At 72.6% G+C, this 16,580-nt stretch carries 15 protein-coding genes; 6 read left to right on the top strand and 9 right to left on the bottom strand.

The window, feature by feature from the left end:
• Nucleotides 1-67 precede the first annotated feature (67 nt).
• From A949_RS0119250 to A949_RS0119260, 3 genes are read right to left on the bottom strand one after another with little or no spacing between them, the layout of a single operon-like run.
• Entirely contained in the window at nucleotides 68-481 is a 414-nt protein-coding gene (locus tag A949_RS0119250) for a RidA family protein (protein ID WP_019357655.1), read from the bottom strand.
• Nucleotides 478-1,293, bottom strand: a complete 816-nt coding sequence (locus A949_RS0119255) for an IclR family transcriptional regulator (protein WP_019357656.1) — start codon at nucleotides 1,291-1,293, stop codon at nucleotides 478-480. The genes A949_RS0119250 and A949_RS0119255 overlap by 4 nt, the downstream gene beginning before the upstream one ends.
• Nucleotides 1,290-2,471 (bottom strand): sugar kinase, encoded by a 1,182-nt coding sequence (locus tag A949_RS0119260; protein ID WP_237735861.1) that lies wholly within the window; start codon nucleotides 2,469-2,471, stop codon nucleotides 1,290-1,292. The genes A949_RS0119255 and A949_RS0119260 overlap by 4 nt, the downstream gene beginning before the upstream one ends.
• Nucleotides 2,472-2,703: 232 nt before the next feature.
• Here A949_RS0119260 and A949_RS0119265 point away from each other — a divergent pair, with 232 nt between their 5' ends.
• Both A949_RS0119265 and A949_RS0119270 read left to right on the top strand, forming a co-directional pair.
• Nucleotides 2,704-4,017, top strand: a complete 1,314-nt coding sequence (locus tag A949_RS0119265) for an alanine racemase (RefSeq protein WP_019357658.1) — start codon at nucleotides 2,704-2,706, stop codon at nucleotides 4,015-4,017.
• Nucleotides 4,018-4,030: 13 nt separating this feature from the next.
• Nucleotides 4,031-5,626, top strand: coding sequence for an N-acyl-D-amino-acid deacylase family protein (locus A949_RS0119270; protein ID WP_019357659.1), 1,596 nt, complete (start codon nucleotides 4,031-4,033; stop codon nucleotides 5,624-5,626).
• A gap of 3 nt (nucleotides 5,627-5,629) precedes the next feature.
• On the opposite strand, the gene A949_RS0119275 is transcribed toward A949_RS0119270, so the two are convergent.
• Nucleotides 5,630-6,166, bottom strand: coding sequence for a Uma2 family endonuclease (locus A949_RS0119275; RefSeq protein ID WP_019357660.1), 537 nt, complete (start codon nucleotides 6,164-6,166; stop codon nucleotides 5,630-5,632).
• Between the two features lie 62 nt (nucleotides 6,167-6,228).
• Nucleotides 6,229-6,939 carry a PAQR family membrane homeostasis protein TrhA gene (gene trhA, locus A949_RS0119280; protein WP_019357661.1) on the bottom strand — a complete coding sequence of 237 codons (711 nt, stop codon included), beginning with the start codon at nucleotides 6,937-6,939 and terminating at the stop codon, nucleotides 6,229-6,231.
• A gap of 419 nt (nucleotides 6,940-7,358) precedes the next feature.
• Between trhA and A949_RS0119285 the strand changes: the two genes are divergently transcribed.
• Complete coding sequence (locus A949_RS0119285) at nucleotides 7,359-9,221, top strand: phosphoenolpyruvate carboxykinase (GTP) (protein WP_019357662.1); 1,863 nt, start codon at nucleotides 7,359-7,361, stop codon at nucleotides 9,219-9,221.
• A 106-nt stretch (nucleotides 9,222-9,327) separates the two neighbouring features.
• Here the strand turns inward: A949_RS0119285 and A949_RS0119290 are convergent, their stop codons facing one another.
• Both A949_RS0119290 and A949_RS0119295 read right to left on the bottom strand, forming a co-directional pair.
• The gene (locus tag A949_RS0119290; RefSeq protein ID WP_019357663.1) at nucleotides 9,328-9,741 is read right to left on the bottom strand and encodes an SCO4983 family protein; all 414 of its coding nucleotides are present in this window, start codon (nucleotides 9,739-9,741) and stop codon (nucleotides 9,328-9,330) included.
• 96 nt (nucleotides 9,742-9,837) lie between these two features.
• On the bottom strand, nucleotides 9,838-11,049 hold the full coding sequence (locus A949_RS0119295) for a pyridoxal phosphate-dependent aminotransferase (protein WP_019357664.1): 1,212 nt from the start codon (nucleotides 11,047-11,049) through the stop codon (nucleotides 9,838-9,840).
• Between the two features lie 289 nt (nucleotides 11,050-11,338).
• Here A949_RS0119295 and A949_RS0119300 point away from each other — a divergent pair, with 289 nt between their 5' ends.
• Nucleotides 11,339-11,992 (top strand): TetR/AcrR family transcriptional regulator, encoded by a 654-nt coding sequence (locus A949_RS0119300; RefSeq protein ID WP_019357665.1) that lies wholly within the window; start codon nucleotides 11,339-11,341, stop codon nucleotides 11,990-11,992.
• 86 nt (nucleotides 11,993-12,078) lie between these two features.
• On the opposite strand, the gene A949_RS0119305 is transcribed toward A949_RS0119300, so the two are convergent.
• Nucleotides 12,079-14,103 carry a thioredoxin domain-containing protein gene (locus A949_RS0119305; RefSeq protein ID WP_026004826.1) on the bottom strand — a complete coding sequence of 675 codons (2,025 nt, stop codon included), beginning with the start codon at nucleotides 14,101-14,103 and terminating at the stop codon, nucleotides 12,079-12,081.
• A 218-nt stretch (nucleotides 14,104-14,321) separates the two neighbouring features.
• On the opposite strand from A949_RS0119305, the gene A949_RS0119310 reads away from it, so the two are divergent.
• Entirely contained in the window at nucleotides 14,322-14,888 is a 567-nt protein-coding gene (locus tag A949_RS0119310; protein WP_019357667.1) for a Uma2 family endonuclease, read from the top strand.
• A gap of 142 nt (nucleotides 14,889-15,030) precedes the next feature.
• On the opposite strand, the gene A949_RS33900 is transcribed toward A949_RS0119310, so the two are convergent.
• The gene (locus tag A949_RS33900; RefSeq protein WP_019357668.1) at nucleotides 15,031-15,510 is read right to left on the bottom strand and encodes a MarR family transcriptional regulator; all 480 of its coding nucleotides are present in this window, start codon (nucleotides 15,508-15,510) and stop codon (nucleotides 15,031-15,033) included.
• 71 nt (nucleotides 15,511-15,581) lie between these two features.
• On the opposite strand from A949_RS33900, the gene A949_RS0119320 reads away from it, so the two are divergent.
• A partial coding sequence (locus A949_RS0119320; protein ID WP_019357669.1) for an MFS transporter occupies nucleotides 15,582-16,580 on the top strand: 999 nt, incomplete at its 3' end.

The raw sequence follows: 16,580 nt of genomic DNA on the forward strand, positions 1-16,580 counted from the left end.
GGGAGGGAAGGGAGAAGCGAAGGAGCGGGAAGCGCCGGGGTGGGGGGGGAGCCCGGCGCGGCGGGGATCAGCCCAGGACGGCGAGCGCGTCGATCTCGACGAGCAGTCCGGCGGGCAGCCCGACGTAGACGGTGGTGCGGGCCGCGGGAGCCTCCTGGAGGGAGGCGAAGTACTCGTTGTAGATCTCGTTGAACTCCGCGAAGTGCGCGGTGTCCGTCAGATAGACGCGGATCATCATCGCGTCCTCCCAACCGGCGCCGCCCTCGGTGAGGACGGCCGCCACGTTGGCGAGGGTCTGCAGGGTCTGCTCGCGCAGCCCCGGGCCGACGGGCGTCGGGGCCGCGCCCTCGGCGGCCGGGCCGAACCCGACCTGTCCGGCGACCTGGAGGATGTTGCCCTTGCGCACGCCGTGCGAGAACCTCGCGGGCGGCGTGGTGTGGGTGGCCGGGGTGAGGGCGGTCTTGGCAAGCTTCTCGCTCATGGTGCGGCTCTCTTGCTGCTCGGTTGCGCGGACGGTTGGTGCTGCGGCTCCGGCTGGGGCCGCAGATGGGGCGACTGCCCGGTGTACTCGGCGCTGACGGCCTCGGCCGTCCGCCGGACGCGGGGCAGCAGGGCGAGGAGTTCGTCGGCGGAGACGACGACGTTCGGCGCGGAGACCGACATGGCCGCCACCACCCGCCCCTCGGCGCCGCGGATGGGTGCCGCGACGCAGTTGATGGACTCCTCGTGGCCACCGAGGTCGGTGGCCCAGCCCTGTTCGCGCACCGCGGCCAGTTCCGCGAGGAACGCGGCGGCGTCGGGCGTCGAACGGGGCGTGTAGCGGGGGTAGTCGAGCCGTTCGGCGACGGCGCGCCGCTCCGGCTCCGGGAGGTCGGCGAGCAGCAGCTTGGCCACGGCGGCCACGGTGGGCGCGACGGGCTTGCCGATGCGCGAGTACATCCGCACCGGGTAGCGGCTCTCGACCTTGTCGATGTAGAGGACCTCGTCCTCCTCGTGGACGGCGAGATGCACGGTGTGCCCGCAGGCCGCGTTGAGTTCGGCCAGGTAGGGGTGGGCGATCTCGCGGACGTCGAGGTTCTCCATGGCCTGCTGGGCGAGCGCGAACAGCCGCGTCCCGAGCCGGTAGCGCTGGTCGGGCTGGCGGTAGACGATGCCGTGCTCGTGCAGGGTGCGCAGCAGCCGCAGCGCGGTGGACTTGTGCACCTCCAGCCGGGCGGCGACCTGCTCCAGGTTGGCGGGCCCTTCGGCGAGCAGCGGCAGAATGCTCAGTGCCCGGTCGACGGTCTGACTCATGCGGAACGCACCTCCGGCTCCTGTGCGCCGGGGCTGTCGGGCCGTCCGGCGGCTGCGGACTGGGGCCCGCTCGCCGTCCAGCCGGGGCCCAGCCGCAGTCTCCCCCACCGCTCCTCGTCCAGTGCCACCAGCCGGTCCGCGGCGGCGCGGTCGGGCGGCGCGGCCAGGTCGCCGGCGTCGGTGAGCGCCGCCGCGGCCATCAGGTGCCCGTGCCGGACCCGGTCGCGTACCGGCAGCCCGCGCAGGGTCCCGGCCAGGAAGCCCGCGGCGAAGGCGTCGCCGGCGCCGACCGGGGAGACCACGTCCACCTCCAGCGCGGGCGCGAAGACGCCGGGTGCGTCGCCGACGAACGCGGTGGCCCCGCGTGCGCCCTGCTTGACGACGAGCACGGCGGGCTCGCGCAGCAGTTCGCGTACCGTGCCGGGGCCGCCGGTGACTCCCCATGCGGCGGCCGCCTCGTCCTCGCCGACGAAGACGAGGTCGCTGCGCCGGGCGAGTTCGAGCAGCACCTCGGCGCCGGACTCGGCCGCGGTGTGCCACAGGCCGACGCGGTAGTTGACGTCGAAGGACACCAGCGGCCGGTGCGCGGCATCCCCGCCGCCCGGGGCTTCCGCTCCGGCCGGGGCAGGCGCTGCCGTCGGTCCGCGGTCCGCGGTGGGATCGCGGTCCGCGGTCAGGGCGCGCAGCAGGGCCAGGCAGTCGGCGGAGAGGGCCGCGGTGATCCCGGTCAGGTGCAGCACCCGCCCGGCGTGCACGGCCTGCGGCGGGACGGTGGCCGGGGACATGGCGGAGGCGGCGGATCCGGCGCGGTAGTAGAGCACTTCGGACAGCTCCGCCGGGGCGGCGGCGCCGGGCACCGACGGGCTGCCGCCGGACGCGGCGGGGTCGGGGACGCCGGGGTGCGGGGCGGCGGTGGGGCGTTCGCCGTCGGTGCGGAAGTAGATACCGGTGGGCCGCCCGGGATCGCGCTCGACGGCGGAGGTGTCCACCCCGTATCCGGCGATGGTGCGGACCAGATGGTCGCCGAAGCCGTCCGCGCCGACCCGGCTCACCCAGCGGGCGCGGTGCCCGGCGCGGGCGAGGGTGCAGGCGACGTTCGACTCGGCGCCGCCGATCGCGCGGTCGAAGGCGGGCACGTCGGCGAGCGGGCCGGGGCGGGAGGGCAGGAACGTGACCATGGACTCGCCCAGGCAGACGACGTCGATGTCGGCGGTGGTGGTCACGATGGGATCTGCTCCTCGCTGCGGGGTCTCGCCGGGCGGCCGGGCCGGTGCGGGAGGGGCTGTGCGGGAGGCGCTGTGCGACCCTCGGCTCCATTGACCGGCTGTTCGGCGGGATGCTAGACAGCAACAAGCGTCATACGCAATGGTCGTTGCAAGATATGCAACACCGCGAGCACAGGGAGACCGCATGGCAGCCCCCGTCCCCTCCCCCGGATCCGCCGCGTCCCGGGCCGTCGCCGCGGCCGCCCGCCTCGCCGACGAGCCCGCCGACCACCGCTTCAAGGGGCTGCCCCCGAACGCCGCCGACCGCACCCTCGGGGAACTGGCCGCCGAACGCCGCTCCCTGTTCACCGGCGGCTTCACCACCCCGGTCCTCGCCCTCTCCGCGGAGCGCCTGGAGCACAACCTCACCGCGCTCGCCGACTACACCGCGCGCCACGGCCTCGCCTTCGCGCCGCACGGCAAGACCTCCATGGCACCGCAGCTCTTCGCCCGCCAGCTCCAGCACGGCGCCTGGGGCATCACGCTGGCCGTCCCGCACCAGGTGCGGGTGGCCCGCGCCTATGGAGCACCGCGGATCTTCCTCGCCAACGAACTGGTGGACGCGGCGGCGCTGCGCTGGCTGGCCGCCGAACTGGACGCCGATCCGGACTTCCGCCTCGTCTGCTACGTCGACTCCCCACAGGGCGTCGCGCTGATGGACGAGGCCCTGCGCGGCGCCGGGGCCCGGCGCCCGGTCGAGGTGGTGGTCGAGCTCGGCGCCGGCGCGGGAGCACGCACCGGGGCCCGCACCCAGGCCGCGTGCGCCGCGGTCGCCGAGGCGGTGGCCGCGACCGGGACGCTGCGGCTGGTCGGCGTCGCCGGGTACGAGGGCGAGGTGCCCGACGCCGACCTTGTCGCGGTGCGCGGCTGGCTGCGGCAGCTGGCCGAGGTCGCCGCGGCACTGGACGCGGCGGGCCACTTCGCGGAGGCCGAGGAGATCGTGGTCAGCGCGGGCGGCAGCGCGTGGTTCGACGCGGTCGCCGACGCCTTCGCCGAGCTGCCCGAGCTGTCCGCGCCCGTGCTGAAGCTGCTGCGCTCGGGCGCCTACGTCTCCCACGACGACGGCCACTACCACCGGTTGACCCCGTTCAACCGGCACCCCGACGAGGGGGCCCTCCAGGCCGCCTTCACCCTGTGGACCCAGGTCGTCTCCCGGCCCGAGGCCGGGCAGGCGTTCCTCAACGCGGGCAAGCGGGACGCCGCCTACGACCTGGAACTCCCGCAGCCGCACGCCGTACGCGGCACCGACGGCACGGTGCGCCCCGCCACCGGGCTCGCCGTCACCGGACTCAACGACCAGCACGCGCGGGTGCGGGTCGAGGAAGGGACAGCGCTGGAGGTGGGCGAATGGGTGGGCCTGGGGATGTCCCACCCCTGCACCATCTTCGACAAGTGGCAGGCGATCCCCGTCGTCGACGCCGACGGCACCGTCACCGACCTGATCCGCACCTTCTTCTGAGGCCGGTGACCCCATGGACACGGTCATCCGCGGCGCCCGCGTCATCGACGGCTCCGGCGCCCCCTCCTACCGCGCGGACGTCGCACTGAGCGGGGAACGCATCGCACGGATCTCCCCGGAAGGCGGACCGCGGCTGCACGGCGCCCGCGCCCTGGACGCGGACGGACTCGCGCTGGCGCCGGGATTCATCGACATGCACGCGCACTCGGACCTGGCGATCCTGCGCGACCCGGAGCACACCGCGAAGGCCGCCCAGGGGGTCACCCTGGAGGTGCTCGGCCAGGACGGGCTGTCCTACGCGCCCACCGACGACACCACCCTCGCGGCGATCCGGGAGGCGATCACCGGCTGGAACGGCGACGGCAGGGACATCGACTTCGACTGGCGCACGGTCGGCGGCTACCTGGACCGCATCGACCGCCAGGGCACGGCCGTCAACGCGGCCTATCTGATCCCGCAGGGCAGCGTCCGGATGCTGGCCGCCGGCTGGGAGGACCGCCCGGCCACCGCGGACGAACTGGCGGCCATGCGGCGCCTGGTCGCCCAGGGAATGGCGGAGGGCGCGATGGGCATGTCGTCCGGCCTGACCTACACCCCGGGCATGTACGCCTCGGACGCCGAGCTGACCGAGCTGTGCCGGGTGGTGGCGGCCCACGGCGGCTACTACTGCCCGCACCACCGCTCCTACGGCGCCGGTGCACTGGAGGCCTACGCGGAGATGGTGGCGCTCACCCGCGAGGCCGGGTGCGCGCTGCACCTCGCCCACGCCACCATGAACTTCGGCGTCAACCGGGGACGGGCCCCGGAGCTGCTGGCCCTGCTCGACGAGGCGCTCGCGGACGGCGCCGACATCACACTCGACACCTACCCCTACACCCCCGGCTGCACCACGCTGGCCGCGATGCTGCCGAGCTGGGCCAACGAGGGCGGCCCCGAGGCGACCGCGGCGCGGCTGGCCGACCCGGCGACGGCGGCCCGCATCCGGCACGTGATGGAGGTGGAGGGCGCCGACGGCTGCCACGGGGTGCCGATCGAGTGGGACACGATCGAGATCTCGGGCGTCGGCAACCCGGCGCTGGCCGACCACGTGGGCCGCACCGTCGCCGAGTCCGCCGCGCTGCACGGCCGGGAGCCGTGGGAGACGGCGCTGCGGCTGCTGGTCGAGGACCGGCTCGGCTCCACGATCCTGCAGCACGTCGGCCACGAGGAGAACGTCCGGGCGATCATGCGGCACCGGGTGCACACCGGCGGCAGCGACGGCATCCTGCAGGGCGCGAAGCCGCATCCGCGGGCTTACGGCACCTTCCCGCACTACCTGGGGCACTACGTGCGCGAGTTGGGCGTCCTCTCCCTGGAGGAGTGCGTCGCCCACCTCACCGGCCGCCCGGCCGCCCGCCTCCGCCTCCCCGACCGCGGCCTGGTGCGGGAGGGCTACCAGGCGGACCTGGTGCTCTTCGACCCGGACACGGTCGCGGCCACGGCGACCTTCGAGGCGCCGCGCTCCCTGCCGGCCGGCATCCCGCACGTCCTCGTCGCCGGGCAGCCGGTCATCGCGGACGGCCGCCGCACGGATGTCCTCGCCGGACGGGCGGTACGGCGGGCGGGGTGAGGGTCACGCCTCGGCGCTGCGCACCGGGAACTCGGAGGTGTCCACGATGACCCGCTCGCCGGTGGTGAGGGACAGCGTGACGGTCTCCCCATATGCGACCTCGCGCACCTTCGAGTAGCCCGTTGCATGCGACTCGGACATCACGGTGCAGGTCCGCTTGAAGGGGTCTGCGATCACATAGCACTCGATACCGAACCGGCCGTACTTGGCGACGTTACGCACATAGTCCTTGTCGTCGTCCGCCCGGGAAACGACCTCGACGACGAGGAGAACGTCGATGCAGTCGTAGCTGTTCTTGTGGCGCCCGGCAGCGTCCGCCACGATGGCGAGGTCCGGCGCGGCGTCGTTCTCTCCGGGGAACCGCACCAGCACGTCACCCAGGACCCGTTCCCGGGAGATGCCGACTGCCCTGGCCGCCGCCTGCACCTCGGAGACGGTCCAGAACTGCTCCGGACTCCGCGGAGTCATGAGCACTTCCCCGTCGAAGATCTCGACCTTGTAGCCCTCGGGGACGGCTCCGCGCTCCAGCAGGTCATCCATGACTGTCACGGCCGCTCACCTCCTGCGCCCATGATGCGTGATCTCCGCCGCCCTCGTGGGGACTACGCGTGCTGGTAGGCGACCAGCGAGATGCCCACGTAGTGGACGACGAAGGCGGCCAGGGTGAAGGAGTGGAAGACCTCGTGGAAGCCGAACCAGCGGGGTGAGGGGTTCGGGCGCTTGATGCCGTAGATGATGCCGCCCGCGCTGTAGAGCAGGCCGCCGACGATGACGCACACCATCACCGCGATGCCGCCCTGCCGCATGAACTCGGGCAGGAAGAAGACCGCGGCCCAGCCCATGGCGATGTAGCAGGGGGTGTAGAGCCAGCGGGGGGCGCCGACCCAGAAGACGCGGAAGGCGATCCCGAGGCCGGCCGCTATCCAGATCCCCCACAGCAGCAGGTCGCGCCGCCCGTCGGGCAGCAGCAGGATCGTCAGCGGGGTGTAGGTGCCCGCGATGATCAGGAAGATGTTGGCGTGGTCGAGGCGCCGCAACAAGGCGTTGACCCGGGGGCTCCAGTCGCCGCGGTGGTAGAGCGCACTGACTCCGAACAGCAGGCAGGCCGACAGCGTGTAGACGGCGCAGGCGACCCGGCCGCGCATGCTGTCGGCGAGCGCGGTCAGGAACATGCCGGAGACCAGCACGGCGGGGAACATGCCCAGGTGCAGCCAGCCGCGCAGCTTGGGCTTGATGACCTGGGCCGCCGAGTGTGCCGAAGCGGACAGCTTGGCGGCGGAGAAGTGCGCGGAGGGGGACGCGGAAGGGGACACGGAAGTAGCGGCGGCAGAAGGAGCGGAAGAGGGAGAAGCGGGAGAAGAGGCCGCGGTGGAGGGCGCTTCGGGGGACGACGAGGCACCGGGAGGCGGGGAGATCACAGCGGCGGGCTCCGGGGACGGGGACGCGGAGTCAGTCATCAGGACATCGTACCCACGACACCTTCACGACCTACGCCTCCGTAGGTTACGGCCCGTGGGCAGCCGGTATGACCCTGTGTGGCACAGGGGAGAACCCTACGTGTCGACGACCACACACCGTCCGTCTGGACAGACGAAGCCCTCGCACCGCATGATCAGATGAGCACAAGCGGCACCGGATGAGCGAATTACATATTGCCACGAAAGCATCCGGGTCGCGGCCCCCAAGGGGCGCGCTGGCAGTCGGTACCCAACCCTCAACGTCTGGAGCGATCGTGGCGCGCAGTTCTGCGGCTCCCCTCACCTCGACCCCGTCCGACCCGTCCACCTCGAAACCCGGGGACGCCCCCACCCGCCACCAGGAACTGCTCTCCTGGGTCGACGGGATCGCCGAGCTGACCCGACCCGACCGCGTCGTCTGGTGCGACGGCTCCGAGGCCGAGTACGAGCGCCTGTGCGAAGAGCTGGTCGACAAGGGCACGTTCAAGAAGCTCGACCCGGTCAAACGCCCCGACTCCTACTACGCCGCGTCCGACCCGTCGGACGTCGCCCGGGTCGAGGACCGCACCTTCATCTGCTCCGAGAAGGAGGCGGACGCGGGCCCCACGAACCACTGGAAGGACCCCGCGGAGATGAAGGAGGTCTTCGCCGGGGAGCAGGGCCTCTTCCGCGGTGCGATGCGCGGCCGCACGATGTACGTCGTCCCCTTCTGCATGGGCCCGCTGGGGTCCCCGCTCTCCGCGCTCGGCGTGGAGATCACCGACTCGGCGTACGTCGCCGCCTCCATGCGCACGATGACCCGCATGGGACAGCCGGTGCTGGACGCACTGGGCGAGGACGGCTTCTTCGTCAAGGCCGTGCACACCGTGGGCGCCCCGCTGGCCCCGGGCGAGGCGGACGTGCCGTGGCCGTGCAGCACGACCAAGTACATCTCGCACTTCCCGGAGACCCGCGAGATCTGGTCCTACGGCTCCGGCTACGGCGGGAACGCGCTGCTCGGCAAGAAGTGCTACGCGCTGCGCATCGCCTCGGTGATGGCGCGCGACGAGGGCTGGCTGGCCGAGCACATGCTGGTGCTCAAGCTGACCCCGCCGCGCGGCGAGTCGAAGTATGTCGCCGCCGCCTTCCCGTCCGCCTGCGGCAAGACCAATCTGGCCATGCTCCAGCCCACCGTCCCCGGGTGGACCGTGGAGACGATCGGTGACGACATCGCCTGGATGCGGTTCGGCGAGGACGGCCGCCTCCACGCCATCAACCCGGAGGCCGGCTTCTTCGGTGTCGCCCCCGGCACGGGCGAGGACACCAACGCCAACGCCATGAAGACGCTGTGGGGCAACGCGGTCTTCACCAACGTCGCGCTCACCGACGACAACGACGTGTGGTGGGAGGGCATGACCGACGAGCCGCCCGCCCACCTCACCGACTGGAAGGGCAACGACTGGACGCCGGAGTCGGGCACCCCCGCCGCGCACCCCAACGCGCGGTTCACCGTCCCGGCCGGGCAGTGCCCGATCATCGCCCCGGAGTGGGAGGACCCGCGCGGCGTGCCGATCTCGGCGATCCTCTTCGGCGGCCGGCGGGCCACCGCGGTGCCGCTGGTGACCGAGTCCTTCGACTGGCAGCACGGCGTCTTCCTGGGCGCCAACGTCGCCAGCGAGAAGACCGCGGCCGCCGAGGGCAAGGTCGGGGAGCTGCGCCGCGACCCGTTCGCGATGCTGCCCTTCTGCGGCTACAACATGGGCGACTACTTCGCCCACTGGCTGGAGGTCGGGGAGAACGCCGAGCCCGCCAAGCTGCCGAAGATCTACTACGTGAACTGGTTCAAGAAGGACGCGGACGGCACGTTCGTCTGGCCCGGCTTCGGCGAGAACAGCCGGGTGCTCAAGTGGATCGTCCAGCGGCTGAACGGTGAGGTCGAGGGGGTCGAGACGCCCATCGGCATCCTGCCGCAGAAGGAGGACCTGGACACCGAGGGGCTCGGGCTCTCGGACGCCGAGCTCGACTTCGTGCTCGCCGTCGACAAGGAGGTCTGGCGGGACGAGGCGGCGCTCGTGCCGGAGCACCTGAACACCTTCGGCGAGCACACCCCCAAGGCGCTGTGGGACGAGTACCGCTCCCTGGTGGAGCGTCTGGGCTGATCCCGCAGGTGGGGCCGGCGGGGTGCGCGCACCCCGCCGGCCCCACCCGGCCGGGGCCCCTTCGCTGCCGGGAGGCGGTACGCCCGCCCCCGGCACCGGGAGCGGGCTACACCGGGAGGGCCTCCGCCGCGGTGTGGGCCGCGAGGCGTTCGGTCACCAGTGCGGTGACTTCCTCGTCGCCGCGGGAGGTGGCGACGGCGAGGGCGTTCCCCGCCAGGGTGCCGGCCCGGGCGTGCAGGGAGGCCACATGACCGGCCTCGGCGCGCGCCGCGGACGGCGCGGCCCGCAGCGGAGCACGGCCGCCGGAGAGCCGGGCCGCGTGCGCGGCGAGCTGCGCGGCGGCGGTGTCCAGCGCGGAGGACGGCGTCAGCACCCGCAGCTCGTCCGTCACCGTGAGCAGCGCGGTCAGATGTCCGGCCAGGCGGATGTCCAGCTCCTCCTCGCGGGTGCGCCGCGGCAGGCCGGACCGGGTGCTCTCGGCCGCGGTGTGGACCGATTTGGTGCGGATCGGTTCGTACATGGATGGCCTCCTGATGTTCCAGAAGGCCATCCTAACTTGGACAGCGTCTAAGTTTGTCCTTCGTTCATCGAACTCGCCATGAACGGTCACACCCGGTCACGGCTGACTGTATCCGTCCAGGAAGCGACCAATCCTGGTCACGGCGTCGCGGAGTTCCGTGACGCTCGGCAGATTGACGATCCGGAAGTGATCGGGCTCGGGCCAGTTGAACCCGGTGCCGTGCACGATCATGATCTTCTCGGCGCGCAGCAGATCGATCACCATCTGCCGGTCGTCCTTGACCTTGTACACCTTGGGGTCGAGCCGCGGGAACGCGTAGATCGCCCCCCTGGGCCGTACACAGCTGACGCCCGGGATGTCGGTCAGCAGCTCGTACGCCGCGTCGCGCTGCTCGCACAGCCGCCCCCCGGGCAGCACCAGGTCCTCGATCGACTGCCGGCCGCCCAGCGCGGCGGCGACGGCGTGCTGCGCGGGCATGTTCGCGCACAGCCGCATGTTGGCCAGCACCGTCAGGCCCTCGATGTAGCTCGCGGCGTGCGCCTTGGGCCCGCAGACCGCCAGCCAGCCGCTGCGGTACCCGGCGACCCGGTAGGACTTGGACAGGCCGTTGAAGGTCAGCGTCATCAGGTCGGGCGCGACCAGGGTCGTGGGGGTGTGGGTGGCGCCGTCGTAGAGGATCTTGTCGTAGATCTCGTCCGAGCACACCACCAGGTCGTGGCGGCGGGCGATGTCGGTGAGGCCGCGCAGGACCTCCTCGTCGTAGACCGCGCCGGTGGGGTTGTTCGGGTTGATCACGACCAGCGCGCGGGTGCGGTCGGTGACCTTGCGCTCGACATCCGCCAGGTCGGGCATCCAGTCGGACTGCTCGTCGCACCGGTAGTGCACCGCCGTGCCGCCCGCCAGCGAGACCGACGCGGTCCACAGCGGGTAGTCGGGCGCGGGCACCAGCACCTCGTCCCCGTCGTCCAGCAGCGCCTGCATCGACATCTGGATGAGCTCGGAGACCCCGTTGCCCAGGTAGACGTCCTCGACCGACAGCTCTATGCCCTGCGTCTGGTAGTGCTGCGCCACCGCCCGGCGCGCCGAGAGCAGGCCCTTGGCGTCGCCGTAGCCGTGCGCCGTCCCGACGTTGCGCAGCATGTCCTCGAGGATCTCCGGCGGGCAGTCGAAGCCGAACGCGGCGGGGTTGCCGGTGTTGAGCTTGAGGATCTGATGCCCTGCCGCCTCCAGCCGCGTCGCCTCCTCCAGGACCGGGCCCCGGATCTCATAACAGACGTTGGCGAGCTTCGTCGACTGGATGACCTGCATGACGTCAGCCTACGGGCGGTGTTGACCGGGCGCCCTATGTTTTCCCTCACCTCGGGGACCCTCGGGGGGATCCTCGAACACCCCTTCCCTTGGGTTGTCAGCAGCTGCCAATCGTCATTCACTGTCACGAACCGGGCCCGTCGGAGTGACACGGTGCCGTGCGGACACCGCGCCGCCGGCAGCTGCGGAGGCGTGCGCCACCCCGTCGACAACGGCGCCCCCGGGACGAAGGCACCGGCGGCTTCCGGGAGATGGTCCTGTCAGCGGACGATGCATGACAATGAGATCCATGGCCCCCGCACCCGCAGAAGCCGACGACGACACCGCCGCGGACCCCTGTGCCCCTCCGGCCAGACCGGGGCTGCGCGAGCGCAAGAAGATCCGGACCCGCCAGGCCATCCGGCGGGCCGCCTACCGGCTCTTCGAGGAGCAGGGCTACGACACCACGCCGGTGGACCGGATCGCCGAGGAGGCGGACGTCTCCCCCAGCACCGTCTTCCGCTACTTCCCCACCAAGGAAGACATCGTCCTGACCGACGAGTACGACCCGCTGCTGGAGGAGGCGCTGCGGCAGCGCCCGCCCGGCGAACCGCCCGTCGCCGCCCTGCGCGAAGCCCTGTGCACCTCTCTGACGGGCATCTACCGGGCCGACGCCGAGGAGACCATGCTGCGCATCCGCCTCATCCGCGAGGTGCCCGCACTGCGCGGCCGGATGAGCGAGCACTCCGCCGACACCGCGTGGCTGCTGCGCCGCTCCCTCGCCGAGCGCACCGGACGCGCCGAGGACGACCTCGAACTGCGGATCGTGACCAGCGCCATGCTCGCCGCGCTCACCGAGGCCCTGTACTCCTGGGCCGACACCGGCATGGCGGGCACCCTGGAGGACCTGCGCGCCCTGGTCACCCGCGCCCTCGGCGTGCTGGAGCGCGGCCTGACGCTGTAGAGGCGGCCCCGGCCCGGCGGGCCGCGCGGCCCGCGACCGCCCGGGGCACGGCCACCCGGCCCGGCGGCGGGCGACCCCGCGACCGGCTAGTCGCCAAGGGCGGCACCCAACGCTTCGGTATCCGTCACCGGTGCGGCGCACACGAAGCCGCGGCACACATACGCGGCCGGGTTCCCGTCCACCAGCCCCCGGTCCCGCAGCAACGGGACGTCGGAGGCACCCGGCGTGCCCACCGCCACCACCGCGCCGGGCGCGCCGGACAGCAGGGCGGCCCGGTGCAGCGCGCCGCCCGGCTCCTCCCCCACCACGGCGACCTCCCGCGGCCCGTCCAGCAGCGCCTCGCCGGCGGCCAGCCCCCAGCCCAGGAAGCGGGGCGCCCGCGCGGCGAGTTCACGCACGACGCCCAGGGCCCGCTCGGCGGCCTCCCGGTAGCGGTGCTCCCCGGTGTAGGCGCCGTAGGTGAGCAGCGCGGCGGCCGCGGCGTTCCAGCCGGAGGGCACGGCGTTGTCGGTGGGGTCCTGGGGGCGCCGGATCAGCTGCTCGGCGTCGTCGGCCGTGTCGAAGAGGGCGCCGTCCGCACCGGCGAACCGCTCCAGCACGGTGTCCAGCAGGGCGCCCGCACGGGTCAGCCACTCCGCTTCGCCGGTCACCGCATAGAGCGTCAGATAGCCCTCCGCCACGTCGCCGTAGTCCTCCAGCACCCCGGCGCTGCTGCCCGGCGCCCCGTCCCGCGAGGTGCGCACCAGGCGCCTGCCCGCGTCGGAGGTGTGCACCTCGGCGAGCAGCGCGGCGGCGCCCGCGGCGGCCTCCACCAGGTCGGGCCGGCCGAACCAGGCCCCGGTCTCGGCCAGGGCGGCGACCGCCAGACCGTTCCAGGCCGTGACGACCTTGTCGTCGCGCGCCGGCCGGGGACGCTCCGCACGCGCCTCGAACAGCCTGCGCCGGACCGACGCGAAGCGGTCGGCGTCCAGCAGCGGCCTCTCCCGGTCGGGGAGTTGCAGCACCGAGGCGCCGCCCTCGAAGGTGCCCTCCTCCGTGACGTGGAAGCACTCGGCGGCCAGTTCGCCGTCCGCCTCGCCCAGCACCTCGGTGAGCTGCGCCGGGGTCCACACGTAGTAGGCGCCCTCGGCGTGGCCGCCGTGCCCGTCGTCGCTGTCGGCGTCCAGCGCGGAGGCGAACCCGCCCTCGGCGGTGCCCAGCTCGCGCACCAGGAAGTCCGCCGTCCGCAGGGCCACGTCGCGGGCCTGCTCCGAACCGGTGGCCCGCCACAGGTGGGCGTAGACGCGGCACAGCAGCGCGTTGTCGTACAGCATCTTCTCGAAGTGCGGGACGACCCACTCGGCGTCCACGGAGTAGCGGGCGAACCCGCCGCCGAGCTGGTCGTGGATGCCGCCCCGGGCCATCGCTTCACACGTCGCCGAGGCCATCTGCAGCGCGCCCTCGGAGCCGGTGCGGGCGTGGTGCCGCAGCAGGAACTCCAGCACCATGGGCGGCGGGAACTTCGGCGCGCCGCCGAACCCGCCCCACCGCGCGTCGAAGTCCTTGGTCAGCCCGAGCAGCGCGGCACCCATCTCCTCGGCGCCCGGGGGCTGCGGCTCCCCGCTCAGCCGGATGCTCCGTTCGGCCAGGTCGGCACTGATCCGGGAGGCGACGTCGGCCACCTCGTCGTGCCGGTCCTGCCACGCGGTCCGCACGCCCTCCAGGATCTGCCGGAAGGACGGCATGCCGTGCCGCGGCTCCGGCGGGAAGTACGTCCCGAAGTAGAAGGGTTCGGCGTCCGGCGTCAGGAACACCGTCATCGGCCAGCCGCCCTGCCCGGTCGCCGCCTGGACGGCCTCCATGTAGACCGCGTCCACATCAGGGCGCTCCTCGCGGTCCACCTTGATGCTGACGAAGCCCTCGTTCATCAGCCGCGCCGTCGCCTCGTCCTCGAAGCTCTCCCGCGCCATCACATGGCACCAGTGGCACGACGCGTATCCGACCGACAGCAGCACGGGCACCTCCCGGCGCCGCGCCTCTTCGAAAGCCTCCGTCGACCAGGGCCACCAGTCGACCGGATTGTCCGCGTGCTGGAGCAGATAAGGCGAGGTCACGCCAGCCAACCGGTTCATACGCCCCAGGCTCTCACGCTGCCGCACCCCGGACGGCTCAGCCCGCGAGCCGGCCCGCTGCTCGACCGATTCACACCCATGCGGCTTCACATGGAGACACCGGTTCGCCTCGGGTCAATCGTGTGGAAGGCGGGCTTCGAGCCCGTCTGCGGACTCGTGGGAACAGTAAGCTGGTACCGAGCAGTACGGAATCGTCGGCCACGTGAGGGAGGTACGCCGTGACCGCGGAGATGATCGCCCCCGACTGGATGCATTCGCAGATCAGCGCGGAGCAGTACGACTCCTGGACCGAGGAGCAGTGCTCCGGCATCGAGATCGTGGACGGGATGGTCGTCGTGAGCCCGAGCGCCTCCAAGCGGCACAACAGGCCGGCCCGGATCCTGGCCAATGCCCTGGACACCGCCGCAGGCCCGGACTGGAACGCGGACACGGACTTCGACGTCCGCCTGCAGGACGTTCCGCTCACCAACCGCCGCCCGGACGTCATCGTCTACCGGGCGGAGACCATCGACCTCACGCCCACCCGCCCCGAGCACGTGCTCCTGGTCGTCGAGGTCGTGTCGCCCGGTTCGGAGACCACCGACCGGATCGTGAAGGTCGACCAGTACGCCAAGGCCGGCATCCCCTTCTACTGGCGCATTGAACAGGCCGCCACCGGCGTCCCGATCGTCTACACCTACGTCCTCGACCCCGCCACCAGGACCTACCGGGACGGCGAGATGTTCACCGGCGTGATCAAGACTGCCGCGCCGTTCACCGTCACCGCCGATCTCGGCGCCCTCTGAGGGACTCCGCCTCCGTCGAATCACTCGCACACCACCGGTGGCCGAGAGGTCTCCGGCACGGCCACCGGCGTCCGTCGGACCCGGCGGCGCGTCCGGTCACCCGCGGGCGGGCGACGGGCGGGTCGTCGGGACGGCCCGGCTCCTATTCGCCGGCCCTGCCGGCCCTGTCGGCCTGGCGGCCGAGGTCCGCGAGGCGGACCAGGGCGGGCAGGGCCTCGGCGATCGACTGCTGTTCCTCGGCGGTCAGTTGGGCGATCAGCGGGAGCAGATGGCGGCCGCGGTCCTCGTGCCGGGCCTGGCAGATCTGCCGGCCGCGCTCGGTGAGGTGGACGAGGACGGCGCGGCCGTCCGTCGGATCGCGGCGGCGCTCCACGAGTCCGTCGTGTTCGAGCCGGGTGACCAGCTGGGTCAGCCCGGGCTGGCTGATCTGCTCGGCGCGGGCGAGTTCGGTGAGCCGCCTGGGGCCGCTCTGGACCAGGGTGTCCAGCACGGACAGCGTGGTGAACGGCAGTTTCTGCACCACGGGGAGCCGGATGTAGTAGCGGTTGAAGTCCTCGATCGCCCGGGTGAGGTCGCCGACGGCCAGGTCGGTGCCGTGACCGGAGCGCTGGGTAGAAGTCACCCCGTAAACATATCGCGAACTTATATAAATGCTTGATTGACTCTTTCGCCCCGCTTAGCCTGCTGTGGACAATGGTGAAGAATCCACGGACGCTCCCCGCCGACGGACCGGCCCCCGCGCCCTCCTCCCCGGTGCGGGCGGCCCCGGCGGCGCCGGGGCTGACCGGTGCCGGCCTCGCGGTGGTGCTCACCGGATACGGCCTGTCCAACATGGACGTCTTCATCGTCAACGTGGCACTGTCCGCGATCGGCGCGGACCTGCACAGCGGTCCTGCCGCGCTGGAGCTGGTGGTTTCCGGCTACGGTCTCACCTACGCGCTGGGCCTGGTCCTGGGCGGACGGCTGGGGGACGCCTTCGGGCGCAGGCGGCTGTACGCCTGGGGGCTGGCGGCGTTCACGGTCACCTCCGGCCTGTGCGGCCTCGCGCCGACGATCGGGTTCCTGGTCGCCGCCCGCATGCTGCAGGGCGCGGCGGCCGCCGTGCTGGTGCCCCAGGTGCTGGCGACGATCCAGGCGGCCACCGAGGGCCGGGCGCGGGCCCGGGCCATCGGGCTGTACGGCGCGACGGCGGGCCTCTCCGCGGTCGCCGGGCAGGTGCTGGGCGGCCTGCTGGTCTCCCTGGACATCCCCGGGCTCGGCTGGCGGGCGATCTTCGCGATCAACGTGCCGATCGTCTCGGCGGCGCTGCCGGCCGTGCGACGGGTTCCGGCGACCGCGGCGGACCACAGGCCGGGCTTCGATCCGCTGGGCACCCTGCTGCTCGGGGCCGGCATGATCTGCCTGCTCGTCGTGGTCGTCGAGGGCCGTGAACCGGGCCGGCCGCTGTGGCTGTGGTCGCTGCTCGCGGTCGCCGCGGGCGCCGCGGTGGCGCTGGTCCGGGTCGAGCGCTCGCTGGCGGACAGGGGCGGCTCACCGCTGCTGGCACCGGCGGTGCTGTCCCTGCCGGGGCTGCGCCGGGGGCTGGCGGCGCTGGTGCCGTTCTCGGTCGGCTTCGGCAGCTTCCTGTTCTGCTACGCGCTGCTCGCCCAGGGCCGGTTCGGCCTCGGGGGGCTCGCCTCCGGCCTGGTGCTC

It is taken from the genome of Streptomyces sp. AA1529 (assembly GCF_000280905.1).
Lineage (GTDB): Bacteria > Actinomycetota > Actinomycetes > Streptomycetales > Streptomycetaceae > Streptomyces.

Excerpts from the sequence above, each read along its gene's own strand:
- A949_RS0119250 (WP_019357655.1), bottom strand. The coding sequence starts at position 481 with ATGAGCGAGAAGCTTGCCAAGACCGCCCTCACCCCGGCCACCCACACC.
- A949_RS0119255 (WP_019357656.1), bottom strand. The coding sequence starts at position 1,293 with ATGAGTCAGACCGTCGACCGGGCACTGAGCATTCTGCCGCTGCTCGCC.
- A949_RS0119260 (WP_237735861.1), bottom strand. The coding sequence starts at position 2,471 with ATGGTCACGTTCCTGCCCTCCCGCCCCGGCCCGCTCGCCGACGTGCCC.
- A949_RS0119265 (WP_019357658.1), top strand. The coding sequence starts at position 2,704 with ATGGCAGCCCCCGTCCCCTCCCCCGGATCCGCCGCGTCCCGGGCCGTC.
- A949_RS0119270 (WP_019357659.1), top strand. The coding sequence starts at position 4,031 with ATGGACACGGTCATCCGCGGCGCCCGCGTCATCGACGGCTCCGGCGCC.
- A949_RS0119275 (WP_019357660.1), bottom strand. The coding sequence starts at position 6,166 with ATGGATGACCTGCTGGAGCGCGGAGCCGTCCCCGAGGGCTACAAGGTC.
- A949_RS0119290 (WP_019357663.1), bottom strand. The coding sequence starts at position 9,741 with ATGTACGAACCGATCCGCACCAAATCGGTCCACACCGCGGCCGAGAGC.
- A949_RS0119295 (WP_019357664.1), bottom strand. The coding sequence starts at position 11,049 with ATGCAGGTCATCCAGTCGACGAAGCTCGCCAACGTCTGTTATGAGATC.
- A949_RS0119300 (WP_019357665.1), top strand. The coding sequence starts at position 11,339 with ATGGCCCCCGCACCCGCAGAAGCCGACGACGACACCGCCGCGGACCCC.
- A949_RS0119305 (WP_026004826.1), bottom strand. The coding sequence starts at position 14,103 with ATGAACCGGTTGGCTGGCGTGACCTCGCCTTATCTGCTCCAGCACGCG.